The following is a 25909-nucleotide window of genomic DNA, read 5'->3' on the forward strand; positions in this document are numbered from 1 at the left end:
GGGTGCGCTGGTATTTTTTTTAATAAAACCCCGGGCCCCGCGGGTGGCCGAACTACTTTCCCCCTTCGCCCGGCCGTTGGCGCCCGTCCAACCCGGGGGGGGGGGGGGCCCCCCCCCCCCCCCCCACCACCCGTCGATACTGCTCAGCTGTCACACAGCCGTGTGTCAGTAGGCCCCGAAGACGTTGTCGATCGAGCCGTACCGGTCTGCGGCGTAGTTGCACGCGGCGGTGATGTTGGCGACCGGGTCGTAGCTGTCGGTCGACGTACCGGGCACGTGGTAGGCCTCGAAGGTCGGGTCGATGACCTGCAGCAGGCCCTTGGACGGGATGCCCGCGGCGGCGTTCGAGTCCCAGTTGTTGATGGCGAGCGGGTTGCCCGAGGACTCACGCATGACGTTGCGGTGGATGCCGTCGTAGCTGCCGGGGATGCCGTGCTCGGCCATGACCGCCAGCGACTCCTTGATCCAGCCGTCGAGGTCGTTCGTGTACGTGGCCGGCTGGGCCGCGGGAGCGGCGGCGGGCGCGCCCTGCGCGGCGAGCTTCGTGCTCGTGCGCTCCGAACGGTCGGCGCGGTCGGCGCTCTTCTCGGCGCGGTCCGAGGCCTTGGATTCGGCCTTACCCGACTTCGCCGCCTTGTTCTCGGCCTTGGCGCCGATGGTCAGCTTCAGACCGGGGCGAATCAGATCGGGGTTGTCGCCGACAGCCGCGCGATTGTCCTTGTACAGCTCCTGCCAGCCACCGCTCACGGAATGTCCGCGTGCGATCTTGGCGAGAGAGTCACCCAAGATCACGGAATAGGTGACGGGCGCGGACTTCTTGGCCGCAATTCCCTTGGCGGACACGGCAGTAGACGTCGATGCCTTTTCGATGGCGACCGGGTGGGCCGGTGCCGCGAAGGCGCCGGTCGCACCGATCACGGGGAGGGCCAGAGCGGCTCCGCCCGTGCTCACGGCGATGATGCCGCGGGTCAGCGAACTGGTCCTGGAACGACGGTGCTTACCCTTTGCGGGCATGGTGATTTCCTCTCCGTCGCCTGCGAAGTGAGCTGTCGGGTTCGGGCTGGAGATGCCCGGTCGCATGCGAATGCGACTTCACCCCGAGCCGCTCCGGATACCGGATCGGCGCTTACCTGGGTCCCCCGCTCCTGCCGTACGTGAGTGGTCGGGTTACCGGACGGCGGCAGGATTCGGCGTTCCATCCGGAGTGAGGGTGACCGTAGGCGAGAAATAGCGAAAGGAACAAGCCACGAATTGGTGATCACAATTCATTCGCAAGATCCATTGATGGAAATTCGTGTAATCGACCCCACACGGCAAAGCCAATTTTCTTGGCGCACAAGGGAACCGGCCGACGACTCACGACGTCGTCGGCGCGACAGGTGACGCTGGTCACTGAGTCCGATAAGGGCGATTTGCGTTGTGCCGAATGATCACAGGCCGCACGATATGGGCCTTATGAATTACGGGATCAATCCCAAAAAACGACCAAATCAGGCATACAGCTCATTGAAGCCGCATCCGTGCATACCGCGACCGTCCGTGTGGAACCGATCCACGCATGACCGAAAGCGCGAGCCCCACCACCTGGAACCCGCCGATCACCGTCCTGGCCGTACAGCCGGGAGATCCGCCCTTCCGCCTCGTGGAGATCGACGGAGAGCTCGTCGGCAAGGCGACGGAGATGACGGACGTGCTCTTCCTCGCCAGCGCGGCCGGAATCACCGTCCATGACCTCGACGACCCCGCCACGGTGCGGTGGGTGGGCGGCGGCAAGCTCACCTGGCGGCCGCACTGAGCAGCGGGACCGGGACCGGGCGCCATCACCCCGGTCCCGCCGGCCCCGTGGGCCCAGGCTCCGCGCGGCGCCCAGCGGTGACTCGAGGTCCCGGCGTGGCTCCTCGTCGACGCAGACCCCCTGCCCGCAGGAAGCCCACCGCATGCGTTCATCCGCCCAGCGGCCGTGTCCGTACGGCGCGAGAGGCATCGTGCGAGGCCGAGCGGCAGCCCCAAGGGCTGCGGGCCTCAGCCCATCAGGCCGGCGGCAACGGTCGCTCCCAGTTCCCAGCACGCCTCGATGTCGGCCTTGCCCGGCTCGCCCGTCACCGTCACGGCGTCGGCCGTACGGCGCCAGCCCAGGCCGGTCGTGATCGACTCCATGGCCCGCAGGGCGCCGGTGACGTCGCTGCCGCCGTGCACGTAGTAGCCGAAGGGCCGGCCGCGCGTCGCGTCCAGGCACGGGTAGTAGACCTGGTCGAAGAAGTGCTTGAGGGCGCCGGACATGTAGCCGAGGTTCGCCGGGGTCCCGAGGAGGTAGCCGTCGGCGGCGAGCACGTCGGAAGCGGTGGCGGAGAGCGCCGCGCGCCGTTCGACCTTCACCCCTTCGATCTCCTCCGTCGTCGCCCCGGAGACGACGGCTTCGAACAGCGCCTGGCAGTTCGGCGAGGGTGTGTGATGCACGATCAGCAGAGTGGCCACACCCAGGAACCCTGCCGCCCCGACCCGCCGACCGCAAGCGAGGCACGCGCGCACCGCGATGTGGGTGGGCGGGGCGGCCTCGACCATCGGCGACCTCCTCGCCTTCACTCCGGGGAAGCCAGGAGCCCCTCAGGCGGCGGGCCGGGCGATCGGAGACTTCGGAGCACGCAGCAACGGCTGACGGGCCTCACCGACCGTTCATGGCCGGCGGCTCCCCCGGCGCCGGCCATGAACCCATATCCTGTTCTGCCGACACCGGCACGCTCCGCCCCCCGACTTGGTGAACTCATGTCTCAGCAGCACACACATGACGACGACTCCTGGATACGGCGCTTCGCGACCACCGCGCAGAGCACGGCCCAGCTCGTCTGCTTTCCGCACGCGGGAGGGTCGGCGGGGTACTTCCGCCTCCTGGCCCACGCCCTCGCACCTGGGATCGACACCCTGGCCATCCAGTACCCAGGACGTCAGGACCGGCACGGGGAGCCGCTCCTCGACAGCGTGGACGAGCTGGCCGACGCCGCCTTCGCCGTCCTGCGCCACCGGCTCGAAGCCCCCTTCGCCTTCTTCGGCCACAGCCTGGGTGCGGTCGTCGCCTTCGAGGTGGCCCGCCGGTTCGAGCAGCAGACACCGCACGGACCGGTACGGCTCTTCGCCTCCTCCCGCCGGGCACCGTCGATCGCACGCGCGGGGACGGTCCATCTCCGTGACGACGACGGCCTGGTCGAGGAGATCGTGCGGCTCGGCGGCACGGACCGGTCCGTGCTGGAGGACCCCGAAATGCGGGAGCTGATCCTGCCGGTCGTACGGGCGGACTACCGCGCGGTCGAGACGTACACGGCCGCGCCCGGAGCCCGGCTCACCTGTCCCGTCTCCGTGTTCGCGGGCGCATCCGACCCGGTGACCTCGGCCGCGGACGTGACGGCCTGGGAGGCGCACACCACGAAGGGCACCGACACGCAGGTGTTCGAGGGCGGCCATTTCTACCTCGACCGGCATGTTCCCGAGGTCGCCTCCGCGATCGTCGGTGCGCTGTAGTTCGCCGTTCCACGCCCCGGAGGCCCTTGCACGAAGCGTGAGCCGGTGGGGCATCGGGCGACGATGCCGACCCGGCTGTCCGGACAGAGGCCGGGCTACCGGTCTCCGGCGGCCGGCCCGAACGTGCCCGGTGCGAGGGCGGCCAGCAGGGAGGTGACCACGAGCTCGGTCGAGGCCGCCATGTCCACGGCGTCGGGGGCGAGAAGCCACTGCACCTGGAGGCCGTCCATGACGGCGATGATGGCGTTGGCGGCGTTCTCGGCTCTGCCCGCGTCGCGTTCGGGAAGGTCGCACGCCTCGCGCAGGGCGTCGACGACGAAGGTGCGCAGACCGCTGTAGCGGTCGCGGAAGTAGGCCTGGGCCGGGTGGTCGTCGGTGACGGATTCCGCCGACAGCACGGCGTAGAGCCGGACGATCCCCTCCCGTTCGGCGTTGCGCAGCGCGGTGTCCACCAGGTGACGCAGGAACTCCAGGCCCTGTGGCCGGTCGGCCCCGAGCTGCTCGATGTCCGTCTGGTCGCGCAGTTCGAGGACGCTGGTGAGCAGGAGCGCCTTGGAGCGGAAGTAGTGCAGCACGCCTGCCTGGGTCAGGCCTGCCCGGTCCGCGATCTCCGCCAGCGATGCGTTGTTGTAGCCGCGCGCGGCGAAGGTGTCCGTCGCGATGTGCAGGATGTCCCGCTGCCGCTGCCGGGCTTCCGGGCTGCGCGGTACACGGGGTTTGGCAGGACGCGCCGGTCCGCCCACTGACTGGTTGCTCACCGGCTCACCCTAAGCCCGCCCGGGGATCCCACGGCGATCTTCACGCCTTGAGGAAAGTCCGGGCAGACTACTTACTAACCACTTAGTGGGTGTGCTTCTATGTCGCCGTCTCCCCCCACGAAATGCCGACGTCACGGCGGGAAGGACACTCATGGCCTTCTTACGCGCACCGGTCGTACCTGCCGACCGGGAGACCTTGCGGCGAGACCCGTCCGCTCACCCCCACCCCGGCGCGCCGGGGTGCGACAGCCGGCCGCACCACCCCGTCAGGTACCGACCGAAGGAGAGCCGCACCATGCCACCTCGCAGTCCCCTCAGTCCGCGGACACGTGCCGCAGGCGCCGCCTTCGTCCTGGCCGTGACCGGACTGGGCCTCACCGGCACCGGCACCGGCACGGCGCAGGCCGCCGACCCGACAGCCCAGGTGTGGGTCACCACGGCCGACGGCAGCAAGAAGCTGTCCGCCGAGGGCAGCGTCCCGTTCACCGGCACCCCCCAGTCCGTCGACATACGTATCGACGGCACCAGCAGGAGCCAGAGGTTCACCGGTGCGGGCGCCTCGGTCACCGGCGCCTCCGCCCGCCTCATCCAGGGCCTTCCGCAGGACAGGCGCAACGCGCTGATGACGTCCCTGTTCTCCGCCGACGGGGACGGCATCGGGCTCAACTACCTGCGCCAGCCGCTCGGCAGCACCGACTTCAACTCCACCGGCGACTTCTACACCTACGAGGACACCCGCGGCTCCTTCTCCATCGACCGGGACAAGGCGGAGATCATCCCGGTCCTGAAGCAGGCCACCGCGGTCAACTCCGCCATCCGCTTCATGGGATCGCCCTGGTCCCCGCCCGCGTGGATGAAGACCGGCAACTCCCTCAACGGCGGCAGCCTCAGGACCGAGCACTACCAGGCGTACGCCGACTACCTGGTCGCCTCGATCAGGGCGTACGGCCAGCAGGGCATCACCCTGACCGACCTGACCGTGCAGAACGAGCCCGAGTTCGCCACGAGCTACCCGTCCATGAGCATGACGTCCTCGCAGCAGGCCGAGTTCTTCAAGGTGCTCGACCGCACCCTCACCTCGGCGGGCCTGCCCACCAACCTCCTGGCCTACGACCACAACTGGGACCACCCCAACTACCCGGTCGAGGTCTTCAACGGCACCCAGGGGATCAGCCGCGTGATCGGCGCCGCCTTCCACTGCTACGGCGGCACGCCCTCGGCGCAGCAACAGGTGGTGAACGCGGGCAAGCGCGTCTTCTTCACCGAATGTTCCGGGACCGAGAGCGCCGACCCGGGCACGACCTTCCGCGACACCCTCCAGTGGCACGCCGAGAACCTCGTCGTACAGAACATGCGCAACGGCGGCGAGACCGTCATCAACTGGAACCTCGCCCTCGACCAGAACGGCGGCCCCCACCAGGGCCACTGCACCAACAGGTGCAACGGCATCGTCGACATCGCGAACGGCAACGTCAGCCGTAACGCCGAGTACTACGTCCTCGGCCACGTCACCAAGTTCATCAAGCCCGGCGCCACCCGCATCGGCTCCACCAGCCAGGGTGCCGGAGGCGTCCAGAACGTCGCCTTCCAGAACCCCGACGGCACCCGCGCCGCCTACGTCGTCAACACCGCGGCCGGCGCCCAGCGCTTCTCCGTGACCGACAACGGCAAGTCCCTCGCCTACACCCTCCCCGCGGGCGCGGTCGCCACCTTCGTCTGGAGCGGCGACGGCGGGACCACCGAACCTCCCGTCGGCTCCATCGACCCGAGCACCTGGTACCAGGTCAGGAGCCACAGCGGAGCCTGCCTCGACGCCGCCGACTGGGGCACCACCAACGGCACCGGCCTCCAGCAGTGGGCCTGCGGCAACGGCGCCAACCAGAGCTGGCAGTTCCGGCCGACCACCGGTGGGAACTACCAGGTCGTCAACCAGCACAACACCAAGGTCTGGGATGTCGACGGCGGCACCGGAGCCACCGCGGACGGCACCAGGGTCCACCTCTGGAGCTACGAAGGGGGGACCAACCAGCAGTGGCGGCCCGAGGCCGTCGGCACGGCCGGCGCGTATCGCTTCGCCGCGCGCCACAGCGGCAAGTGCCTCACCGTGAACGGCTCTTCCACCGCCAACGGTGCCGCGTTGTCGCAGCAGCCGTGCAACGGATCCGCGGCCCAGGCGTTCACCCTGAGCCACTGACACGGCGCCACGGTTCGCGCAGGGCCCGGTCCGGCGGGACCGGGCCCTGCGCTCGGCGTTCCCTCAGCCCGCGGATATCCGCAGGATGCCGGTGACCGTGCCCTGCAGGTAGGCACCGTCCGGTGCGACGGTCCCGGCCATCTGCAGGGTGTCGTACAGGGCGCCGACCCCTATCAGTTTGCTGCGCAGGACTGCTCCCGTGGCCGGGTCGATCTGCGCGTAGCGGTAGGGGTCGAGCAGGCTGGTCCCCTTGGTTCCGGGAATGACCGGGTCACGCAGCACCGTATGCAGCTTCCCGTCCGCGGTGGAGAGCTTCGGCACGGCGGCGGAGCGCAGCGTGTTGTCCCAGACAACGTCGCAGCCGCTGCCGTCGGCCCGGACGTCCACCCTGCTCAGGCCACCGGCGAAGGGTGCCGATGCGGGCACGCTGTCACCCGCGCCTTCGGGCACGGCGGGGTAGGGATAGCCGTACGTGCCGGCGACGTAGACGCTGCGGTCCGCGCCGACGGGGGAGTTCTCGCTGCCGGGTCCGCCCGACGCGAGCAGCACCGGGACCGAGCAGACGGTCTCACCGGTCGACGTGCGGTAGACCTTCAGCCGGACCGACGTGTCGGCGTTGTCGACGATGGTCACGTAGTCCGTGCCGTCGGTGGGTCCGAAGAAGGTGGGCGTGGAACCGCTGCCCCAGCTCAGCAGGCCGGGCTTACGGGCCTGGCCCCGGTCGTACACCTGCCGCCAGGAAATCCGCGGGGTGCCGTCGGTGGACGCCGTGAGCAGGTAGGTGGCGTGGGTGGTGGTCACGGCGGTGCCCTGCGGTGCGGTCGAGATGCTGTTGGCGACCCGCTCACCGGCAGGGAGCGCCACGGACCTCACCGTCCCGGTCCTGTCGTCCGCGGTACCGACGACGCCGCCACCCGTGGCGAACCAGACACGCCCCTGCCAGTCCGGCGAGAGCCCGGTGACGGCATCGTCCGCGGGCACGGCCGGGCCGAGCGGGAGGCTGCTGTCGACGGTCAGCCGCCAGGAGCCGGCCGCGTCCCGGTGGTGCCCGATGCGCAGCAGGGAGCGGCTGCCGTCGACGACGACGAGCCGGTCCTCGTGGTCGATGTAGGCGTAGACGCCGCCGAGCAGCGAGCCCTTGGTCAGCTGCAGCGAGGTGAGGGAGGCGCCGGTGTGCGGATCGAGGAGATGGACGGTGGGCACCTGGCCCAGAATCGGCGTGCACAGCGCCACGGGGTAGTCGTCGGCGCCGACGAGGACGGTGGGGCAGGCGGAAAGCAGTCCGTTCAGCTTGCCGGAGAGGCTTCCGGGCCCCGGGCCTGCGAGTGGAGTGGTGTCGGAGGAGCCGGTGTCACCGTGCATGGTGGCGGTTCCGGGCGGACCCGCGTACGGGTTGGCCGGCAGTACGGACGTGGCGGCGGCAGCCGGGGCCGAGGTGGCGGCCGTCGCCGGTGTTCCGGACATCAGGAGCGCTGCGGCGAGCAGAGCCGCGGGCGCCGTGAGACGCCGTGCGTGGCAACGCCCTTTGGTTGAGGGCATGGTGGTGACTCCGTTCCATCCTGCTGATCGTCGTGTCGGTGCCGCCACAGGCTCATGGACCCGCGGTGAGGTGGGCCGAGGCTCAGGACGTGCGGTCGAAGGACGTGCGGCTGTCGGCGTCCTCGACCCCCAGCCCCGTCGCGGAGGTGCTGCCGATCATCGCGTGAGGTCCGGCCCGCGGACCATGCACAGGGCATGAAGAACGTGTTGCGGACTGTCCGTGCGGGCCGGGAGCGGTGAGTCACGCCCATCCGTTGCGGAAGCCGCCGGCCGTGCGGCCGATGGCCCGCCGGCCTGCGAACGTGTCCTCTTCCGCGCTCAAGTTCCCTATTCTTGGGGCGAACTGATCATCCACAGCTTCATGCCCCCTGGAGTTCGCAATGTCCCGACCGGAGAACAGCAGCGCCGCACTGCACATCGACACCAGCAAGCCGCACCCCGCGCGGATGTACGACTGGTTCCTCGGCGGCAAGGACAACTACCCGGTGGACGAGGCGATGGGCCGGCAGATGCTCGCCGTGGAGCCCGCCGTCCCGGTGATGGCGAAGGTGAACCGGGCCTTCATGCACCGCGCCACGCGGTGGCTGTCGAACCAGGGCATCCTGCAGTTCCTCGACATCGGTACCGGGATACCCACCGAGCCCAACCTCCACCAGGTGGCCCAGGAGGCCGCGCCCGCCACGCGGGTCGTCTACTGCGACAACGACCCGATCGTGCTCGCCCATGCCGAGGCCCTGCTGAGCGGCACTCCGGAGGGCAGCATCGATTACGTGCAGGCCGACGCGCGGGACGTGGATGCCATCCTCGAACACGCGGGCAAGACACTGGACTTCAGCAAGCCGGTCGCGCTCTCGCTGATCTCGCTGCTGCATTTCGTCACCGACGAGGGCGGCGCCTACGAACTGGTGAGCCGGCTGACCGACGTGCTGGCGCCGGGCAGCTATCTGGTGATCTCGCACCTCACCGCGGACTTCCATCCGGAGAAGGCGCGCAAGGTCGACGAGATGTACAAGGCCAACACGCTCACGCTGGCGCCGCGCAACCGCGCCCAGTTCGCCGCGTTCTTCGAGGGACTCGAGATCGTCGAGCCCGGCATCGTGGCCGCCGAGGCGTGGCACCCCGAGCTCGGCGAGCCGATCCCCGGGCAGGACGACATCGTCAGCGCGGGTTACGTGGCGCTGGGGCGCAAGCCGTAGCTCCCCTCCCCCGGCGGCGGCCGACCGGGCCGAGGCGGTGCCCGGCCGCGCCGCGACGGTGGCTGCTCCGCAGTGGCGGAGGGCTAGGACTTCCGCCAGTTCTGGGACGCCTTCCCGGACGCGCAGGTCGCTGTCGAGATGCCGCCGCCGTAGGCGAGGTCGAGGCAGCCGCCGTTCGGGACGCTCTTCAAGGTGCCGCCCGCGCCCCAGCGCCACAGGCGCTGGGTGCCCTGGGTGCAGTCGCCCACGAACACGGCCTGGCCCAGCATGTTGGCGACGAGACAGGCGCCGGACTGCTTGTTGACGACCTTGAGGCTGTTGTTCTCGGCGCTCACCGTGGTCCAGGAGGCGCTCGGGTCCGCGCAGTTGCCGTCGTCCGCGGAGCCGTACACCTGGATCAGGCACGAACCGTTGTCGGCGTTCTTCAACCGGAAGGTGCCCGACGAGGGCGGCGGCGCGGGCTCTCCTCCGCCTGTGGCCGAACCGGAGGTCCCCGAGCCGGACGAACCGGACGACTCGCCCTCGCCCGTGCCGGAGCTGCCCGAACCGGCGGAACCACCGGACCCATCACTCCCTCCGGCGGTGTCACCCGCCCCGCTCCCCGAAGCCGCGCCGCCCGTACCGGCACCGCCCTTCGCGGTGTCCGGCGAGGACCTGCCCTTCCCCTCCGGCTTCTTCGGCCGGTCCGACGCGGGGGCGGCCGATGCGCTCGCGCCGGACGACTGCGTGGGGTCGGCCGGTGCGGTGACGGAGACGGACGGCGTCGATCCCACGGCGTGGTCGGGGCCGGTGGCGTACGGCAGGTTCTGGAGGGCCAGCGTCGTCCCGACGGTGGTCACGACAACGGGCACGACGGCCAGCAGGATGCGGGTACGACGCCGCTCACGCCGCGGGGAACGGGCATCGGGTGCGGTCGCCGGTACGTCCCCCGTGCCACCCTCACCTGCGGTGTTCCCCGCACCTCCGGTGTTCCTCGCGTCCTCTGCGGGGTCCGGTGCGCTCACGGGGACGTACGGGTCTTCGATGTTCCCGGGCACCCGCGCGGCGAAGGCTGCCCGCAGGGTCAGCTTCTCCATGACGGCCTCGGGCCAGCGGCCCGGGGCCGACGGGCTCCGCCGCCCGATGAGTTCGACCAGCTCGGCGGCGGTCGGACGGCCCTCCGGGTCCTTGTCCAGGCAGGACGCCACGACTTCGGCGAGCCGGGCGTCGCGCTCGCGCACCGGCCCCAGATCGGGCTCGTCGTGCACGATGCGGTAGAGCGGGCTGCCCTCGGCCCCGTCCGCGAAAGGCCAGCGGCCGCTCGCCGCGTAGGCGACGAGCAGTCCCAGCGCGAACACGTCGGAGGCGCTGGTCAACCGCCGTGTGCCCATGGCCTGTTCGGGCGACATGTACGCGGGTGTGCCGACGATCAGGCCGGTCCGGGTCAGTTGGCTCTGTTCGGCGGCGCGGGCGATGCCGAAGTCGATGAGGGTGACGCCGTCGAGGGTCAGCATGACGTTCGACGGCTTCAGGTCCCGGTGCACCATGCCGAGCGCGTGCACCGGCTTCAGTCCGGCGGCCACCTCCCGCAGCAGCAGCCACAGGGCGTCTGCCGGGACGGGGCTTCCGCTGCCGGCACCCGGCGGAGGGCCGGGTGGGGAGCCCGGTCGAGAGTCCGGGGAAGGAGCGCCGTGCGGTTCGACGGCCTCTGCCAGGGTGATCCCGGGCACGTACGCGGTGGCGAACCACGGCGGCTCCGCGGTGCGGTCGCTCGCGAGCAGGGGCGCTGTGGCCTCGGCAGGTAACCGTGCGAGGTTGTCCATCTCCTGCCCGAACCGGCGTACGAACCCCTCGTCCTCGGCGACGACGGAAGCCAGCATCTGCTTGACGGCGGCGTACCGGCCGTCCGCGACGCCGAGGTACACCCGCCCCATGCCGCCGGCCCCGATCCGGCCCACCAGAGGGATCGGTCCGATCCGCCGTGGGTCCTTCGCGCGCAGCGGCTCCGCACCACTGCCCGCGAGGTCGAACCCGTCTTCCCCGTTCACGCTCTCCCCGTTCACCGGCCGGTCGGCCGGGCGCCTGTTCCGTCCATGCGCTCCCCCGCGGTCCGCACGGGCCGGCACAGGCACCCGGCACGGGGAACAGTCTGAACCATCGATCCTTCCGATTGGAAGATCTTTCTAGAAAAGGATTCCACTTTGCGCCGGCGTGGCCGTGACCTCGGGGTACTACGCTGATGGTCACCATGAGCCCCAAGCAACAACGTGGCGAGGAAACTGCCGACCGCCTCCTGGACGCCGCCCTCCAGGTGTACGCCGAGTCCGGCGACCAGGGCGTCACCGTCAGTGCCCTCACCAAGGCGAGCGGTGTCAGTCTCGGCAGCCTCTACCACCACTTCGGCAGCGTCGACGGCCTGATGAACGCCTTGCTGCGCCGCTGGCTCGGCCGTCTCCTGGCCGAGCTGGCCGCAGCCGTGGAGCGTTCCCGCACGGCCCGTACCGGCATCGGCGCCCTCGTGCGGGCCTATCTGACCTTCATCCAGGAGCACCCGGACGCGGCCCGGCTCCTGCACTCCTCCTACGCCGACCGGCTCGGGATGGCGCAGGCCAGGCAGCTCCGCGACGCCCAGGAGGCCAGGCTGTCGCCCATGACCGAGTGGGTGCGGCAGCATGTCGAAACGGGAGAACTCGCCCCGTTGTCCGTCCCCTTGGTCGAGGCACTGGTGATGGGACCCGTCGTCGCGACCGCGCGCCGCTGGCTGTCCGGCATGGACGACGTCGACCTCGATCAGGCCGCGCGCGTCCTGCCGGAGAGGATCTGGCGGTCGCTCAGCCCCTGAGCAGGGACGGTCCCGTGCGCGCGGTGCACCCGACCTGGGCGCGGCTGCTCAGCCGACCTGGAAGACCGAGCCGATGAACTCCGTGAGGAGCCGCTCCTTGAGCGGCCCGTCGAGCGCGTCGAGCAGCACCAGCACGGGTGCCATCCTGCCCGGGAGCCCGGAGCCGCCGCCGAGCCCCGCGAAGGCCAGGACGGCCGCGATCTCGTCCGGAGCGAGCATCTCCGGGTCCAGCCCGGCGGCGATCTCCGCGAGCCCGGGGGCCACGGTGACCGGCGGCAGCGCCCGCGCGGCCCCGAGGGCGGCCACGAGGTCCTCGAGCAGCGCGTCGACCTGCCCGACGGTGGCCGGCGTCAGGGTGAGGTGGAGATTGGGCGGCAGGCCGTCGAAGGAGAGCTGGGGCTGCAGGTACCAGCCGCGGTCGCGCATCTCGTCGGCGAGGTGGAGCAGCAGGCTCAGGTCGGGGTCACCGTCCACCGGCCCGCGGTGGACGGTGAAGGCGACGAGTCCGGCGGCCGGTTCCCCCAGCACCCGTACGCCGTCGGTCCCGCGCAGGCCCGCCAGCAGCCGGTCCGAAGCTTCGGCGACCCGGCCGGCCAGCGTGGTGTAGCCGTCCTCGCCGACATGCTGGAGGACCGCCCACGCCTGGGCCAGCAGACCGCCGGACTTCGTGCCCTGGACCGTCGGGTTGACGACCGGGTAGCCGGGCCAGCCCGCATGGGCGAAGTACTGGTACCGGCGCAGTTCGGCATCCCGGTAGAGGACGACGGAGGCGCCCTTGTCCGCGTACGCGTACTTGTGCAGATCGACGGAGAGCGAGGTGACCCCGGGAACCGACAGGTCGAACGGCTGCACCTCGCGTCCGGCGCGCCGCAGGTAGGGCAGGAGCCAGCCGCCGATGCAGGCGTCGACGTGGCAGAGGACCCCGCGCCGCGAGGCGGCCTCGGCGATCTCGGCCACCGGGTCGATCACCCCGTGCGCGTACGAGGGGGTCGAGGCGACCACGAGCGCGGTGCGGTCGGTGATCGCCGCGCCGACGGCGGCGGCGTCGGCACGGAAGGTGACGGGGTCGACGGGGACGACGACCGTCTCCAGGCCGAGGTAGTGGGCGGCCTTGTGGAAGGCGGCGTGCGCGGTGGCCGGGAGGACGAGTTGCGGTGCCGTGATGCCTCGTACCGAACGCGCGTGGTCCCGGGCCGTCTTGACGGCGAGCATGATGCTCTCCGTCCCGCCGCTGGTGAACGTGCCTTGGGCACCCGGTGCGCCCAGCAGCGCCGCGACGGCCCCCACCAGGTCGTTCTCCAGCCGGGCCACGCTCGGGAAGACGGTGGGGTCGAGCCCGTTGACGGTCGCGTACGCCGTGTACGCGGCGGCGGCCAGTTCGTCGAGGCCGTCGAGGCCCGCGTCGTAGACGTACGCGAAGGTGCGCCCGCCGCGGGTGGGTGCGTCGGCTTCCCGCAGGCCGCGCAGCTCGGCGAGCACCTCGGCGGCGGAACGGCCTGCGGGAAGGGCGCGGGTGGTTTCAGTCGACACGGTCGGTCTCTTCCTGCTGAGGTGCGGGCTGCGGGGGCACTGCGGACGGCTGAGGTACGGACTCCGGGGGTACCGGCCCGATGCGGTCCTCGCGGTAGCGGTGCAGCAGCCAGAGGCTTGCCCCGGCGAGGACGGCGGGCAGCAGGCTCATGCCCATGGTGATGCCGGTCAGGGCGGCCTCGGGCTGGGCCACCCGGTGGTCGGCGTCGGACGAGCGGAACCCCGTCACCGCCAGGACCAGCGCGAACACCCCCGCACCCAGCGCGAAGGCCAGGGTCTCGGCGGCCGTCCACAGTCCGGTGAAGGTCGCGGCCCGCCTCTTGCCGGTACGGGCGACATCGGCGGCGAGGGTGTCCGCGAGCATGGTCAGCGGCAGCAACTGGAGCCCGGCGTAGGCGACACCGATGAGCACGACCGCCGCGTAGCCCAGGGCCGGTCCGGCCGCCGGGGTGAAGGCGAGCAGCACGGCGCCGGCGAGGAAGAGCAGGGACGCGCACCACTGGGCCCCCTTCACTCCGCGCAGGCGGGCCAGCCGGTTCCACAGCGGCATGACGAGGACGAGCGGTCCGATCAGGCACGCGAACAGCGGCGTGACCGCGCTGGGTGAGCCGAGGGTGTACGTGGCGAAGTACTGGACTCCCGCGAGCATCACGCCGATGGCGAGGGCCTGGAGGGTCCACATGCCGGCCAGGAACAGGAACGGCTTGTGGGAGCGGGCGGCGGCCAACTGGGCCCGGAGCGAGGGTTCGGCCTCGCTGCGGGCCACCGCGGGGGCCCACCGGGTGGTGAACCAGGCGCCGAACATGCCCAGGGCGAGCAGGACGGCGACGGCGATCCCCATCGTCCGGTAGCTCGCCGGACTGTCGCCGTCGGCGTGGGCGATCGCCGGTGCGAGCGCCCCGGACAGCAGGATCGCGACGCCGAGGAAACCCACCCGCCAGCCCAGGATCCGGCCGCGTTCGGCCGGGTCCTCGGTCATCTCGGCGGGCATCGTCACGTACGGCACCTGGAAGACGGCGTACGCGGTGGCCGCCAGCAGGAACAGCACCGCCACGTAGCCGGCCGCGGCCGCTCCCCGCAGCGGGGGCGCGGCGAAGATCAGCGCGAAGAGCGGTGGGAGGGTGCAGGCGCCGATGAGCAGGAACGGACGGCGTGGCCCGCCGCGCAGCCTGCTGCGGTCGGACACCGCGCCGACCAGCGGGTTGACCAGGACGTCCCAGGCCTTCGGCAGGAAGACCGCCGCCCCCGCGACGGCCGCGGGTACGGCGAGGACGTTGGTGAGGTAGTAGAGCAGGATCAGTCCCGGCACGGTGGCGAAGGTGCCGGTGCACAGGGAGCCGAGCCCGTATCCGATACGGACCCGGCGTGGCAGGCGTGGACCCGGTTCACTGTCCGCACGGATGTCTGCTGGCATGCCGCAGATCATGAACGAACGTTCGAGCAGGTGGCAAGGGGTGCGGATGACGGCTCCATGAACTCCGGCGGCAGGACCTCGGCGCCGGGAGAACCTCAGGCGCCTGTTCGCCGCGGCGCAGGTCCCGCGCTGGCCCGCACGACGAGTTCGACCGGGACGACCGAGCGGACATCGCTCTCCACGTCCCCCCGGAGCTGCCGCAGCAGCAGGTGGAGCGCGCGTCGGCCGGTCTCTGCGAAGTCGTTGCGGACGGTGGTCAACGGCGGTATGAGGTAAGCGGCTTCGGGGATGTCGTCGTAGCCGATGACGCTGACGTCCTCGGGCACCCGGCGCCCAGCCTCGTGCAGGGCTCGCAGCACTCCCAGTGCCATGTGGTCGTTGGAGGCGAACACGGCCGTGACCTCCGGCCGGGAGGCCAGTTGCCGGCCGAGGGCGTACCCGGAGCCGGCACTCCAGTCGCCGATCAGCCGGCCGGGTACGAATGCGCCCGCTTCCTCCAGAGCCTCACGCCAGCCGAATACGCGCTGCTCGGCGGCGAGCCAGCCGTCCGGCCCCGCGATGTGCCAGACGGTGGAGTGTCCATGGGCCAGGAGGTGCTCGACGGCCATGCGGGCTCCGGCGGCGGAGTCCGACGTGACGACGGGGGTGTCCGGGCCGAGGTGGCTCTCCAGCGTGACCAGCGGAATGGCCGGGACGACGCCGGACAGCGCCTCGTCGGTGTTCTGCTGAGGAGCGATGGCGATGACACCGTCCGCCCCCTCCGCGGCCAGCAGGTCCACGGCCTTCATGACGGTGTCCGCGTCGGACGGGGGCAAGGAGATCGAGCTGATCAGGTATCCGGCCTCGCGAGCGGCGAGGTTGATCGCGGTGAGGAGGGAGGCGGGTCCATGACGGGCCGCGTCGAACGAGATCACGCCGAGCACCCGGGTACGGCCGCTGGCCAGGGAGCGGGCGCTCGAACTGGGCCGGTATCCCAGTTCGTTCATCGCTGCCAGCACCTTCATACGCGTTTCGGCACGCACGGAGGGGTTCTTGTTGAGGACTCTGGAGACGGTCTGTTTGGAGACGCCCGCGAGCCGGGCGACATCGTCCATGACCGGCTTGGACCGGGCGAAGCTGCGGCGGCTGCGCCCGGCCGGAGCCGGTCCGCCGGTAGCGGCTGCGGGCATCGTTGGGGTCCCCTCCGGAGCGCCGGTGATCGGGCACGGCCGTCCGGCCGGAAAGCAGGATATGCCGGACGGCCGGACCGGTGCCCACCCGGCTCAGCCCGGCCGGACCGCCCAACTCCGCGTCGTGTTCAGCGTGGCACCGATGACCAGGGCCTCTCGGTGATCCCGTTCAGGGGCAGGCTCCGCGGCGGGCGGGAGGTGCACTCCGCGTTCCTCCTCGTGCAGGGAAAGCAGCCGCAGCGTGATCCCGTGGGTGCGTACCGCTGTCGCGTCCAACCGGTCCAGGCCGATCTCCCAGGGCTGTCCGGCCTGGAACTGATCGGCCACGAGCGTGTCACCCGTGTACGCGCGTGCCACGTTTCCCGTCCAGTCGATGTGCAGGAGAACTCCGTCGGGCCGGTCGAGGACGTCGTCCGGGATGTCGAGGCGGTATTCGGCGGCCGAGGTGTCGAAGTCCTCGTCGGCCGGAGCGCTCGCCCTGCCCAGGGCGTTGGTCTTCGGCGCGGGAGCGGGGCCTGCGGGCCTGGTGAGCCGGACGGCAAGGGCCACCGGGGCCGCCGACTGCTCCGGGGCCGGGGTCAGGCGGTAGCGGGTGAAGACTCCGTCGGGCTCCGTGCGCACCTGGGCGCCGGTCACCTTCAGCGGTACCTGCGGGGCCGGGAGCACCGCGAAGGACGGTTCCCCGGCGGCGCTGTGGATGCGGACCTCTTCGTGGTCGAAGACCACCCCTTCGTAACACAGCACGAGGCGTCGGGCGTCCCAGGCGCGGCCGCGGTAGACACTCCGGGCCGTGGTCGCGTCCAGTACCAGCAGGGCGACGCGGCCTCCGTCGGCGGTGTCGATCTCCACGAGGGCGTCGGTCCCGGCTGCCAGACCGGTGATCAGGATGCGTCCGTCGACCCGGGTGATGTCGCCGCTCGGCGTCCTCACCGACGAGACCGTGGAGGCGTCCAGGGCGAGTTCGGGGTCGATGCCGTCGACGGCGGCGAGTACGAGGACGGTCTGCCCGTCGGCCTCGACCCGGCACACGGGCTGTGCGGTCGCCCACTCCAGCCGCGCCCCGGCCACCCGCATGCGGAGCGGCCAGCAGAAGAAGGCGCCGGAGGGGATGGTCGCCGGCGTGCTGGGAAGCGAGAGTTCGGTGCCGTCGGGCCAGTCGACGCCGAACGTGGTCTCGGGGTGGGAGCGCAGCGGTTCGTACGGTTGATGGTTGTTGACGAACAGAAATCCCGCCCCGGCGTCGCAGCGCACCGCCCAGCGCAAGGTGGAACGGTCGTCCTGCCCGGTGGGCTGCTCGCCGGGCAGGGCGGAGGCCATGGGCGCGATGCGGTGCCCGAAGTCCTCGAGCAGCAGGTGCTGGAGGCGCAGCTCGTGGTACGAGGGCCTGTACTGGCCGTACTCGCCGAGCGGAGCCTGGAAGTCGTAGCTGAGGACCGGCAGGTCGTTCGGATAACCGGTGGCGTGTGATTCCTGCAGGGTGGTGAGTTCGCCCGTCGGGTTCGTGCCGCCGTGGAACATGTAGTAGCCCTGCCAGGCCGAACCGCATCCGATCTTCGTGAGTCCGAGTGCGGCGACATCGGCGGCGTCGACCCGCGGCCGCCGGTGGTAGGAGTGGGCCATGCCGCCGCCGAGTTCGCAGGTGGCCCAGGGGAACCGGTCGGTGGGCGCACCCGCCCCGCCCCGTACGGTCGTGGGCCGCAGGTCGGCGCCGATGCCTTCGTCGTCCCGCTGGTGGGTGAAGAAGAAGTGCTTGCGGCAGGTGTCGGGCCAGCCACCGTCCGCATCGGTCCAGAAGGTCTCGGGGTAACCGCCGTACAGGGGCAGCAGTTCGTCCGGGGGAAGCTGTACGCCGCCCCAGGCGGTGGCTGTCCACAGCGGTGCGCTGAGGCCGCTGTGCTGGGCGAGCCGCTTGAGCGTGAGCAGGTGGCCGGGCCGGTCGTAGAGCTCGTTCTCGATCTGGATGGCGACGACAGGACCGCCGTGGGCCCGGTCCATTCCCCGCAGTTGCTCCCCGACGGCCGCGAACCACCGCTGCACGGGCTCCAGATAGGCGGGGTCGTCGGTGCGTGGTGCGCAGTCCCGGGCGAGCATCCAGTCGGGCAGCCCACCGTTGCGTACTTCGGCGTGGCACCAGGGCCCGATACGGGGGATGAGGCCGAGGTCGTGGCGAGCGCACAGCTCGGCGAAACGCCGTAGGTCGCGGTCTCCGTCGAACCGGATACGGCCCTCGGTCTCCTCGTGGTGGATCCAGATCACGTAGGTGGCGACGACGGTGATCCCGCCGGCCTTCATCTTGAGGAGTTCCTCCTCCCAGTGCCGTGCGGGGCAGCGGGTGTAGTGGAACTCGCCGGACACGGGGAACCAGGGGCGGCCGCCGCGGGTGAGGTACCTGCTGGTCACCTCGATGGGGTCGGTGGCCTCCGTCGCGTCACCGAAGGGCAGGTGGCCCGACAACGGGGCGGGGGCAGGGGGCGGCAGTCGCAGGTGGTTTCGCATCAGGAGATCTCCGATCCCTGGTCGGGGGCATGGTTCGCAGGGAGCGACGCCGGAGGTGACTCATGTTCCCCGTGCGGCCTTCCACGGGCGGGCCTGCCGTGCCCGTCAGCCCGTCAGCCCGTCACGGAAAGGAGCAGGCTCGATGTTACCGGTAACTTCCATCGCGTCAAGAAGCCCGCGCGGGCACAGACGGAACGAGGAGGGACATCCGCCGAAGGCGGTAACCCCCGCCGCGGCAGCTGGCGTTGAGCCGCGGGAAACCCATGCCGACCTGCCCGATCGCCTCCTCGGGATGCCGCACCACCAGGCATCTTCAGGGAGCACACGCCTCCGCGATCGACAGGCTGTTCTCGTACAGATGATGCCGGGTGACCCGGCCGCCCTCGACGGTGAGATGCAGCGCGAAGGGGCCCGCGAAGGACTTGCCCGTCGCGCGGACGGTTCCTGAGAGGTGACCCATCAGAACGGCGTCGGCGCCGTCGACGAGAAAGGCGTCGACAGACGCGCGGGCATCCTCCGGCACGGTGTACTCCGCCAACTCCGCACCCTGGGAGGCACATTCAGCCGCGGTGGAACGGGGCCTGATCCAGGGGACTGCGGGGTTCTCGGCGAGCAGCCAGTCGACGTGGTCGGCGAAGAGGGCGGTCAGCCCCTCGGTGTCCCCGGCGAGCCGGAGGGCGAGGAACTTCTCCACGGTGGCGCGGGTGACATCCGCGGTGGTGTGCGTCATGGGACCAGTCTGCCGGGGCGGTGACGGAGCGTCGATTACGTCGGAGGTAAGCACCGACGCCCCGCACCGACGCCCGCACGGACGCGGCGTGACGAAGCCACTGCGGCGGCCGGGGCCGGTCGGTGCCGGACATCCGTGACGTCACGTGGGGACGCCGCACCCTCAGCTCAGCCGGAACACCGGGCCGCGCGGCGTGAACGGCAGGGAGGCGCCCTGCGGGATCAGGAAGGCGTGCTCACGGCGGATCCGCAGGGTGTCGCACCATCCGTCGGTGATGACGAGTACCGGGGCCGCCGACGGGAAGTCGTCGGCCCTCTGCAACAGGTCTATGCCGGGCTGCAGTTGGGTTCCGCCACGGCCGCGCACCCGGACCCTGCCCGCGATCTCGGCCGGTGGCAGATATCCGGCGTCGTACGGTGCCGCGTCGCAGAACACCACACGCGCCGCGGGTACGTCGCGGGCCTCCGCGTACGAGGCGATGGCACCGAGCGCCTTGCCGAGCAGGGCGCTGTTCATCGAGCCGGAGGTGTCGAGAACGACTCCGAACGTGCAGCGGGCCGTCTCCTGGGGCGGGAAGTAGCGGCCCGCGCGCGGGATGTCAGGTGTGGAGGCCTGGCGCCGCGCCGGGCGCGCGTAGGAGCGTACGGCTTCCGGGCGGGGGACGTACTCGTCGAACCAGCGGGCGAGCCGCGCGTCCCACGGTACGGGCGGGTGTGCCAGCGCCCGGATCTCCTGGATCAGCCCGGCCGGCAACAGGCCGCGCTCACCGTACTGGTGCAGATCGAAACCCTGTACCAGGCCGCGCCGGTAGAACTCGTCCAGGTCGGTGTACGGGCGGGCCCCCGCGTGCGGCAGTGGCTCGCCGAGGATGTCGCCGGCGCCCTTGCCGCGCAGGGTCGCGAGCCGCCGCTGCCGACGCAGGTCGACCGCGATGCGGTCGTACACCTCCTCGGCGGACAGGTCCCGCAGGCCCGGGTCGTACAGCAGCCCCTCGGGCATGTCGCCGACGCGCATCTGGACGAGCCAGTCGTTGACGACGTAGTCGGCCGCGACGTTGAAGAGGAACGGGTCGCGGCCACCGCGACGTTCGCCGTGGCGCAGCGCGGCGTGCAGCATCTCGTGGGCGATGATGAAGCGCCATTCCTCATCGGTGAACGTACGCAGCGGGTTGATGTAGATCTCACCCGCGGCAGAGCTCACCGCGGCGATCGATATGCCCTGCGTGCGGGCGAGTTCGGCGTCGGCCACGACGGTGAGGCCGGCGGCGAGTCCGCCGAGCAGCGGGTACGAGGAGACGAACCAGTTCATGGCCCGGCTCCAGGGGTGCTGCGGTGCGCGCTCTCCTGTGACCCGGTCGACGCGTCCGCCCGCCACGTCCATGGCGGTGGAGACGCTCCGGGTGAGGGCGTGTGCGAAGGCCGTCTCCCAGTCCGGGACAGAGGTGCTGTTCCATGCCGGCCACGTCGTGAGGACCTGGTCCGGGTGTCCGCCCGCGGTGCCGCAGAGCTCGTGGGCGGCGGGGATGCCGTCGCGGCGCCAGCGGGCGGCGAGTTCTGCCTCGTCACCGCCGGGGAAGGACTCCGGCAGGTGTACGGGGGGACGGCCGACCGGGAAGGTGAGCAGAAAGCGGTTGACGACCGTGCAGCGAGCCGCGAGGTCGAACCGGTCGGGCTGCTCGCGCGGGTCGTCCGCGGCGGCCGGTACGTGCCCGAAGCCCAGGTGCAGCAGGCAGTGGGCCAGGGCCCAGGCCCATTCGGCGGGATCCGCCCGCTTGGCGGGGTGAACGTGGATGGTGCCGTTGGAGGTGACGGCGGCCAGTCCCCCGGCCGGGGTCAGGGCGCACTTGTCCTGTCTGCAGACGGAAGCGTCGACAGCGGCGAAGGCAGGGTTCCGCTTGACCGTCGCGAGCCCAGCCGCGAACGCCTCGGCGGCCGGGTCGGAGGTGCCGCCCTTGCCGTTCTTCCCGCCCTTGCCGTTCTTCCCGCCGCCGCCCTTGGCCCCGCGCGACACGGCCTTCATCGCCGGGCCTCGACCAGTCTGGGCATGTCGCGCGCCGCGTCGATGAGAAACCAGGCGGGCAGCACCGGCAGGCCGTCGGCGTCGTCCGCGATGACGGTCTGCGCGACCTCGACCGAGATCTCGGCCAGCTGCACGAGCAGCGACTTGGCCCGGTAGGAGACCTGCCGCATGGAAGCCGAGACGTGCTCCTTCTGGCGCGGCAGCTCCTTCACCAGCCGTCCGCGGAACGCCTCGGCCAGGTAGTAGAGGAGGTCACGGTCCTCGAGCCGGGCGGGCCAGGAGGCGTCGCCCTTGAGGATCGCCTCGATGCCGAAGGTGTGGCGCACGATCTTCGCGTAGCCGCAGAACGAGACGGCATGCGCGGGCGTCAGCGTGCCGTGCACGATCACCTTCAGCGTCTGCTCGTCGACGTCCGGCCCGAAGGAGTGCAGGGCGTCCGAGAGCATGTGCCAGGAGCGCGGCGTGGAGAACGGCTCCTCGGTCTTGGGCGGCTGCGACCACAGGTGGTCGGGGCGGTCGACGAGGTAGTCCGTCACCCACGGGTGGATGCCGTTCTCCCCCGCCCACACCAGCCAGTCCGCTCCCGATGCCCGCAGATGGACGTGGGTGAGGCGGTTCACCAGCGCGGACGCGATGGGCCTCGCCAGCGCGTTGTCCGTGGCGCGGTTGCCGGCCCCGATGACGATCGAGCCGGCGGGCAGCTCGTACGAGCCGATCCGCCGGTCCAGGATCAGCGAGTAGAAGGCCTTCTGGACATCGGGGGTGGCGGCGTTGAGCTCGTCGAGGAAGAGGCAGTACGGCTCGTCGCGCGCGATGATCTCCGGCGGGCAGAACACGGAACGCCCGTCGCGGATCTGCGGCACACCGATCAGGTCCTCGGGCGCGAGCTGCGTCCCAAGGAGACTGACGCACTCCAGTCCCAGCGACTCGGCGAACCTCCGCACGAGCGACGACTTCCCGATCCCGGGGGCTCCCCAGAGGAACACGGGCCGCACGGTGGCGAGCCCGAGCAGCAGTTCGGGAATCTGGGCGGGAGTGACGGTGACGGCGGCCTGCACGCGGGAATGTTCCTTCGGGGCTTGGGAGTTCGAGCCCGCTCAGTATGGGAGGCCCCACGGAGCTCCGCAGCCGAATATCGGGCCGGCCGGTGCGGGAAGGGCCCCTGCGGGGAGGCCCGCCCGAGCACCGCGCCGGCCGCCCTCCGCCCTACTCGAAGAACTTGAGGCTCCAGCCGGTGTCGGCCGTCGGACCGGGGACATTGGCACGGCTGTAGGTCGTGTTGCCCCACCAGGCGAACGTCCCGGTGTACCAGTACCGGTTCTCCCACGTGTACGGCGTCCCCTTCGGTACCGCATGGAACATCAGGGGGAACCTCGGGCCGGCGGGCGGGCTGGTGTTGATGTCGCCGTTGAGCAGGACGAAGCTGTGGTGGCCGGGGCCGTTGACGTACAGCGTCGGGTCCCAACCGGACATCATCGTCGCGCGGTTGGAGCCGAACAGGCAGCCGTTCGACTTGTACCAGTCCCAGACGTACGTCGGGTCGCCGCCGGCCCGCAGCCGCAGGTCGGCCAGACAGTACTGGTCGCTCCAACTGCCGTTGGCGGAGTACACGATGTGCAACTGCCCGTTCGGGTCCTTGATGGCCTCGGGGCTCTCGTTGATGAACGGGTTTCCGACCACCCGTTCCCAGCTCTCCCGAGGCTGCGAGATGACGTACCGCGCTCCGGTCGGCGTGGTGGGACCGCTCATCCGCGCGATGTAGAGGTTCTGCTCGACGTTGGTGTCGCCGGCCCAGCCGGACCACACGAACCAGCGCTGCCCACCGAAGGTGAACAGGGTCCCGTCGATGGCCCACTTGTTGTCCGGCAGGGCCAGTTGGCTCTCCCCGGTGTATCCGCTGTCCGGGCCGGCCGAGCTGATGACGTACATCCGGTGGGCGGATCCGCGGCCGGCCGAGAAGTAGATGTAGTAGCGGCCGCCGTCGGTGACGATCTCCGGAGCCCAGACCTCACCGCGGCCTGCCGTGTCCGACCACACCTGCCGTGCGGGCGCCGAGGCCAGCGCGGCCGTCGACGACGCCTGACGCACGGCGATGCCCCCACCGGTGGACTGCGCCGATATGTAGGTGCTGCCGACCCGGATCACACTCGGATCCGCGGCCCTGATGGTCTGTTCGGCCTGAGCGGGCTGGGCGGACGACAGGGACATGACGGCCGCGAGGACGCCGGAGAGCACGACGGCGGCGGCGCCGGAGAGAAGTCGAGAGAGCTTCATGGTCCCGTTCCAAGGTTGGCCGCCGCTGCGACGCCGGGCCGGCGGGGGGTTTACATCGATGGAAGAGCGCTCTCACAGCATCCTGATTAGTCCGGTACATGTCAACGCATTGAGCAGTGGGCGGGCGTACCGCTTTCGTTTCACCCGACACCCCCGGACGGACCCGCCAGGCACAACGGCTTCAGCCCGAACGGCCTCCGGCCATGGATCAACCGGGCGGCCACAGCGCGCCGAGGGCCGCCCGGATCTGCCCGGCCAGACGTTCCGGGGCGAACCTGCCGGGGTCGGTGAGTTCGATGCGGCAGAAGTGTTCCGCACAGGCGACCAGCGCATGAGCCATGATCTCGGGGTCGAGGGCAGGGACGTCTTCGCGCGCGGCCCCGAGCCGGGTGATCCACTCGGCCACCCGCTGCCGCACCCGCTCCCTGTCCGCCTCGATCCGCTCATGGACCACGGAGGGCATGGCCGACGGGGTCAGCAGGATGAGCCGCCAGGTGTCGGGGTCCTCGGAGAGCATCTCCACCCCGCGGCGCACCGACTCCGCGACGAACCCGGCCGGATCGCGCAGACCGTCCCCCTGGGGAAAGACGGCGAGCAGACGGCCGAAGGCGCGCGCCTGCTGCCGGTCGAGCAACGCACTGAGCAGTGTGCCCAGATCACCGAAGGCGCTGTAGACCACGGCCCGCGCGACATCGGCCTGCTTCGCCACGGCGTCAATGGACACCCGGTCGTGGCCCGCGTCCACGATCACGGCGAGCGCCGCGTCGAGCAGCTGCTCACGGCGCTCCTCGATCGGTACCCGCGGGGCGTAGGGGCGACGTTTGCGCGGTCTGGCCTTCGGACTGCTCGTGGTCGACACCTTGGCATCTTACGGCATCCGTGTCTTAATTTACGACGGCAGTGTCGTAAATACGGTCGGGCAGACCCGGGACAGCCATCAGGCGTACGCAGCACGGACATGAGGAGGCGCAGCATGCCGACACGGCACAGTACGGTCGAGCCGCACGAGGACTACGGGTTCTTCGGCCCCGGTTCGGTGGTGTGGAAGGTCTGGGGTTATCCCACGGCGCCGACCGTCGCTCTGCAGCGGGCTGTCGTGGTGGAGGAACTCGACCCGCCCCTGGTGGCGGCCGTGCACGGGACCCAGGACATCTACCGCCGTCCCCGCACCCGCTACGACCGGACCCTGCGCTACTTCTCGATGGTGGCTTTCGCGGGCTCACGGGACGTGTGCAAAGCGGCGGACATCCTGGTCAAGGTCCACTCCAAGGCGATCGGGACACTGCCCTACGGCGGCGGCACCTACGACGCCAACGACCCCGACTCCCAGCTGTGGATCCAGCTCACGGGCTGGCACTCGATCCTCTACGCCTACGAGAAGTACGGGCCGGGCAAGCTCTCCGCGGACGAGGAGAAGGAGTACTGGGAATCCTGTGCCGTGGCCGCGGAGTTCCAGACCTGCCCGCCCGGTGACATCCCACGCGACCGTGCCGGTGTCCGCGCGTACTTCGAGCGGATGCGCCCGAAGATGTCCGCCAGCCCGATCGCCAAGCAGGCCATGCACCACCTGCTCAGGACAGAACTCGTCCTCCTTCCGGGGATGCCCTGGTGGGAGAAGCCCGGCGCCCTGGTGGCGGCCAGGGCGATCCGGGCAGCCACCATCGCCACACTGCCCCGCTGGATGCGCCAGATGGCCGGCATCCGGCAGTCGCGACTGACCGACGTCCTGATCGTGCCCGTCGTGAAGGCCGGCTTCGCCCTCCTGCATCTCAGCCCCCGTGCCGAGCTGACGATCCTGGAGAAGCTCTCCCCCTCCACCGTCCCTGTCGTCGCACCGGTCAAGCTCGGCATTCCCCCGCGCACCGACGAGGTGCTCACCCCCGCCGAAGCCCGCGCCCGCCACGGCTACGCCAAGCCCGCCGAGGCGCATCTCGACCTGCGTGCCCGCCAGGCCGCACGGCGCTTCGGTGAAGGCAAGGAGCCCAGCGACGAGGGACTCGTCGAGTCCCAGGACATCCTCGGCCGCCTCGCCTGATCCGGCCCCGGAAGCCCCACGCCTTCGGCGCCGCTCACGGCTGGACGAGCGGCTTCCCGGGCAGCCTGCGGACCTGCGCGCGACGGCCGGACCCACCGGGATGTCCGGCCGTCGCGTCAGGCAGGCCGGATCAGCGGTTGCCCGCCGGACGGTCCCGCTCCACCGGGTTCGTGGAGCCGGGTGCCGCCGCCGGGTACCGGGTACGACGGCCGCCCCGCACC

20 protein-coding genes and 1 riboswitch are annotated in these 25909 nt (G+C 70.8%); of the genes, 6 read left to right on the forward strand and 14 right to left on the reverse strand.

What is annotated here, in order from left to right:
* Window positions 1-165 precede the first annotated feature (165 nt).
* The gene (locus tag ACFW9O_RS23100) at window positions 166-1014 is read right to left on the reverse strand and encodes a transglycosylase SLT domain-containing protein (protein ID WP_384611785.1); all 849 of its coding nucleotides are present in this window, start codon (window positions 1012-1014) and stop codon (window positions 166-168) included.
* 2 nt (window positions 1015-1016) lie between these two features.
* Window positions 1017-1203, reverse strand: a riboswitch (cyclic di-AMP (ydaO/yuaA leader).
* Between the two features lie 355 nt (window positions 1204-1558).
* Between ACFW9O_RS23100 and ACFW9O_RS23105 the strand changes: the two genes are divergently transcribed.
* Window positions 1559-1795 (forward strand): hypothetical protein, encoded by a 237-nt coding sequence (locus ACFW9O_RS23105; RefSeq protein WP_384611786.1) that lies wholly within the window; start codon window positions 1559-1561, stop codon window positions 1793-1795.
* Between the two features lie 227 nt (window positions 1796-2022).
* On the opposite strand, the gene ACFW9O_RS23110 is transcribed toward ACFW9O_RS23105, so the two are convergent.
* Window positions 2023-2475: an NAD(P)H-dependent oxidoreductase gene (locus ACFW9O_RS23110; RefSeq protein ID WP_351174602.1), complete on the reverse strand. Its 453-nt coding sequence runs from the start codon at window positions 2473-2475 to the stop codon at window positions 2023-2025.
* 288 nt (window positions 2476-2763) lie between these two features.
* Here ACFW9O_RS23110 and ACFW9O_RS23115 point away from each other — a divergent pair, with 288 nt between their 5' ends.
* Window positions 2764-3513, forward strand: coding sequence for a thioesterase II family protein (locus tag ACFW9O_RS23115; RefSeq protein ID WP_384611787.1), 750 nt, complete (start codon window positions 2764-2766; stop codon window positions 3511-3513).
* A 95-nt stretch (window positions 3514-3608) separates the two neighbouring features.
* Here the strand turns inward: ACFW9O_RS23115 and ACFW9O_RS23120 are convergent, their stop codons facing one another.
* The gene (locus ACFW9O_RS23120; RefSeq protein ID WP_384611789.1) at window positions 3609-4271 is read right to left on the reverse strand and encodes a TetR/AcrR family transcriptional regulator; all 663 of its coding nucleotides are present in this window, start codon (window positions 4269-4271) and stop codon (window positions 3609-3611) included.
* 295 nt (window positions 4272-4566) lie between these two features.
* On the opposite strand from ACFW9O_RS23120, the gene ACFW9O_RS23125 reads away from it, so the two are divergent.
* Complete coding sequence (locus tag ACFW9O_RS23125; protein WP_384611791.1) at window positions 4567-6465, forward strand: RICIN domain-containing protein; 1899 nt, start codon at window positions 4567-4569, stop codon at window positions 6463-6465.
* A 63-nt stretch (window positions 6466-6528) separates the two neighbouring features.
* Here the strand turns inward: ACFW9O_RS23125 and ACFW9O_RS23130 are convergent, their stop codons facing one another.
* A complete protein-coding gene (locus tag ACFW9O_RS23130) occupies window positions 6529-8004 on the reverse strand; it encodes a hypothetical protein (protein WP_384611792.1) in 1476 nt (491 codons plus the stop codon).
* Between the two features lie 380 nt (window positions 8005-8384).
* On the opposite strand from ACFW9O_RS23130, the gene ACFW9O_RS23135 reads away from it, so the two are divergent.
* On the forward strand, window positions 8385-9200 hold the full coding sequence (locus tag ACFW9O_RS23135) for an SAM-dependent methyltransferase (RefSeq protein WP_384611793.1): 816 nt from the start codon (window positions 8385-8387) through the stop codon (window positions 9198-9200).
* A gap of 83 nt (window positions 9201-9283) precedes the next feature.
* On the opposite strand, the gene ACFW9O_RS23140 is transcribed toward ACFW9O_RS23135, so the two are convergent.
* A complete protein-coding gene (locus tag ACFW9O_RS23140; protein ID WP_384611794.1) occupies window positions 9284-11227 on the reverse strand; it encodes a protein kinase in 1944 nt (647 codons plus the stop codon).
* Between the two features lie 200 nt (window positions 11228-11427).
* On the opposite strand from ACFW9O_RS23140, the gene ACFW9O_RS23145 reads away from it, so the two are divergent.
* Complete coding sequence (locus tag ACFW9O_RS23145) at window positions 11428-12021, forward strand: TetR/AcrR family transcriptional regulator (RefSeq protein WP_351174574.1); 594 nt, start codon at window positions 11428-11430, stop codon at window positions 12019-12021.
* A 48-nt stretch (window positions 12022-12069) separates the two neighbouring features.
* Here ACFW9O_RS23145 and ACFW9O_RS23150 read toward each other — a convergent pair whose 3' ends face one another.
* The 9 genes from ACFW9O_RS23150 to ACFW9O_RS23190 form a co-directional block, all read right to left on the reverse strand.
* Window positions 12070-13551, reverse strand: coding sequence for a pyridoxal phosphate-dependent decarboxylase family protein (locus tag ACFW9O_RS23150; RefSeq protein ID WP_384611796.1), 1482 nt, complete (start codon window positions 13549-13551; stop codon window positions 12070-12072).
* Window positions 13541-14965 (reverse strand): MFS transporter, encoded by a 1425-nt coding sequence (locus ACFW9O_RS23155; RefSeq protein ID WP_384611798.1) that lies wholly within the window; start codon window positions 14963-14965, stop codon window positions 13541-13543. Before ACFW9O_RS23155 ends, ACFW9O_RS23150 begins: the two co-directional genes overlap by 11 nt.
* A 95-nt stretch (window positions 14966-15060) precedes the next feature.
* Window positions 15061-16134 carry a LacI family DNA-binding transcriptional regulator gene (locus tag ACFW9O_RS23160; RefSeq protein ID WP_384611800.1) on the reverse strand — a complete coding sequence of 358 codons (1074 nt, stop codon included), beginning with the start codon at window positions 16132-16134 and terminating at the stop codon, window positions 15061-15063.
* A gap of 93 nt (window positions 16135-16227) precedes the next feature.
* Complete coding sequence (locus tag ACFW9O_RS23165) at window positions 16228-18630, reverse strand: beta-galactosidase (protein WP_384611802.1); 2403 nt, start codon at window positions 18628-18630, stop codon at window positions 16228-16230.
* A gap of 313 nt (window positions 18631-18943) precedes the next feature.
* Entirely contained in the window at window positions 18944-19360 is a 417-nt protein-coding gene (locus ACFW9O_RS23170) for a nuclear transport factor 2 family protein (protein ID WP_384611803.1), read from the reverse strand.
* A gap of 162 nt (window positions 19361-19522) precedes the next feature.
* The gene (locus ACFW9O_RS23175) at window positions 19523-21379 is read right to left on the reverse strand and encodes a hypothetical protein (protein WP_384611805.1); all 1857 of its coding nucleotides are present in this window, start codon (window positions 21377-21379) and stop codon (window positions 19523-19525) included.
* The gene (locus ACFW9O_RS23180; RefSeq protein ID WP_384611807.1) at window positions 21376-22437 is read right to left on the reverse strand and encodes an ATP-binding protein; all 1062 of its coding nucleotides are present in this window, start codon (window positions 22435-22437) and stop codon (window positions 21376-21378) included. Before ACFW9O_RS23180 ends, ACFW9O_RS23175 begins: the two co-directional genes overlap by 4 nt.
* A 148-nt stretch (window positions 22438-22585) precedes the next feature.
* On the reverse strand, window positions 22586-23653 hold the full coding sequence (locus ACFW9O_RS23185; RefSeq protein ID WP_384611809.1) for a glycoside hydrolase family 43 protein: 1068 nt from the start codon (window positions 23651-23653) through the stop codon (window positions 22586-22588).
* Between the two features lie 208 nt (window positions 23654-23861).
* Complete coding sequence (locus tag ACFW9O_RS23190; RefSeq protein WP_384611810.1) at window positions 23862-24512, reverse strand: TetR/AcrR family transcriptional regulator; 651 nt, start codon at window positions 24510-24512, stop codon at window positions 23862-23864.
* A gap of 114 nt (window positions 24513-24626) precedes the next feature.
* Here ACFW9O_RS23190 and ACFW9O_RS23195 point away from each other — a divergent pair, with 114 nt between their 5' ends.
* Window positions 24627-25688 (forward strand): oxygenase MpaB family protein, encoded by a 1062-nt coding sequence (locus tag ACFW9O_RS23195; RefSeq protein ID WP_384611812.1) that lies wholly within the window; start codon window positions 24627-24629, stop codon window positions 25686-25688.
* The last annotated feature ends 221 nt before the right edge of the window (window positions 25689-25909 follow it).

The organism is Streptomyces sp. NPDC059499 (assembly GCF_042749285.1).
Taxonomy (GTDB): Bacteria; Actinomycetota; Actinomycetes; order Streptomycetales; family Streptomycetaceae; genus Streptomyces.

Coding starts and splice junctions, on each gene's coding strand:
- ACFW9O_RS23130 (WP_384611792.1), bottom strand. CDS start 8,004: ATGCCCTCAACCAAAGGGCGTTGCCACGCACGGCGTCTCACGGCGCCC.
- ACFW9O_RS23125 (WP_384611791.1), top strand. CDS start 4,567: ATGCCACCTCGCAGTCCCCTCAGTCCGCGGACACGTGCCGCAGGCGCC.
- ACFW9O_RS23145 (WP_351174574.1), top strand. CDS start 11,428: ATGAGCCCCAAGCAACAACGTGGCGAGGAAACTGCCGACCGCCTCCTG.
- ACFW9O_RS23195 (WP_384611812.1), top strand. CDS start 24,627: ATGCCGACACGGCACAGTACGGTCGAGCCGCACGAGGACTACGGGTTC.
- ACFW9O_RS23185 (WP_384611809.1), bottom strand. CDS start 23,653: ATGAAGCTCTCTCGACTTCTCTCCGGCGCCGCCGCCGTCGTGCTCTCC.
- ACFW9O_RS23155 (WP_384611798.1), bottom strand. CDS start 14,965: ATGCCAGCAGACATCCGTGCGGACAGTGAACCGGGTCCACGCCTGCCA.
- ACFW9O_RS23135 (WP_384611793.1), top strand. CDS start 8,385: ATGTCCCGACCGGAGAACAGCAGCGCCGCACTGCACATCGACACCAGC.
- ACFW9O_RS23115 (WP_384611787.1), top strand. CDS start 2,764: ATGTCTCAGCAGCACACACATGACGACGACTCCTGGATACGGCGCTTC.
- ACFW9O_RS23100 (WP_384611785.1), bottom strand. CDS start 1,014: ATGCCCGCAAAGGGTAAGCACCGTCGTTCCAGGACCAGTTCGCTGACC.
- ACFW9O_RS23160 (WP_384611800.1), bottom strand. CDS start 16,134: ATGCCCGCAGCCGCTACCGGCGGACCGGCTCCGGCCGGGCGCAGCCGC.
- ACFW9O_RS23170 (WP_384611803.1), bottom strand. CDS start 19,360: ATGACGCACACCACCGCGGATGTCACCCGCGCCACCGTGGAGAAGTTC.
- ACFW9O_RS23165 (WP_384611802.1), bottom strand. CDS start 18,630: ATGCGAAACCACCTGCGACTGCCGCCCCCTGCCCCCGCCCCGTTGTCG.
- ACFW9O_RS23175 (WP_384611805.1), bottom strand. CDS start 21,379: ATGAAGGCCGTGTCGCGCGGGGCCAAGGGCGGCGGCGGGAAGAACGGC.
- ACFW9O_RS23105 (WP_384611786.1), top strand. CDS start 1,559: ATGACCGAAAGCGCGAGCCCCACCACCTGGAACCCGCCGATCACCGTC.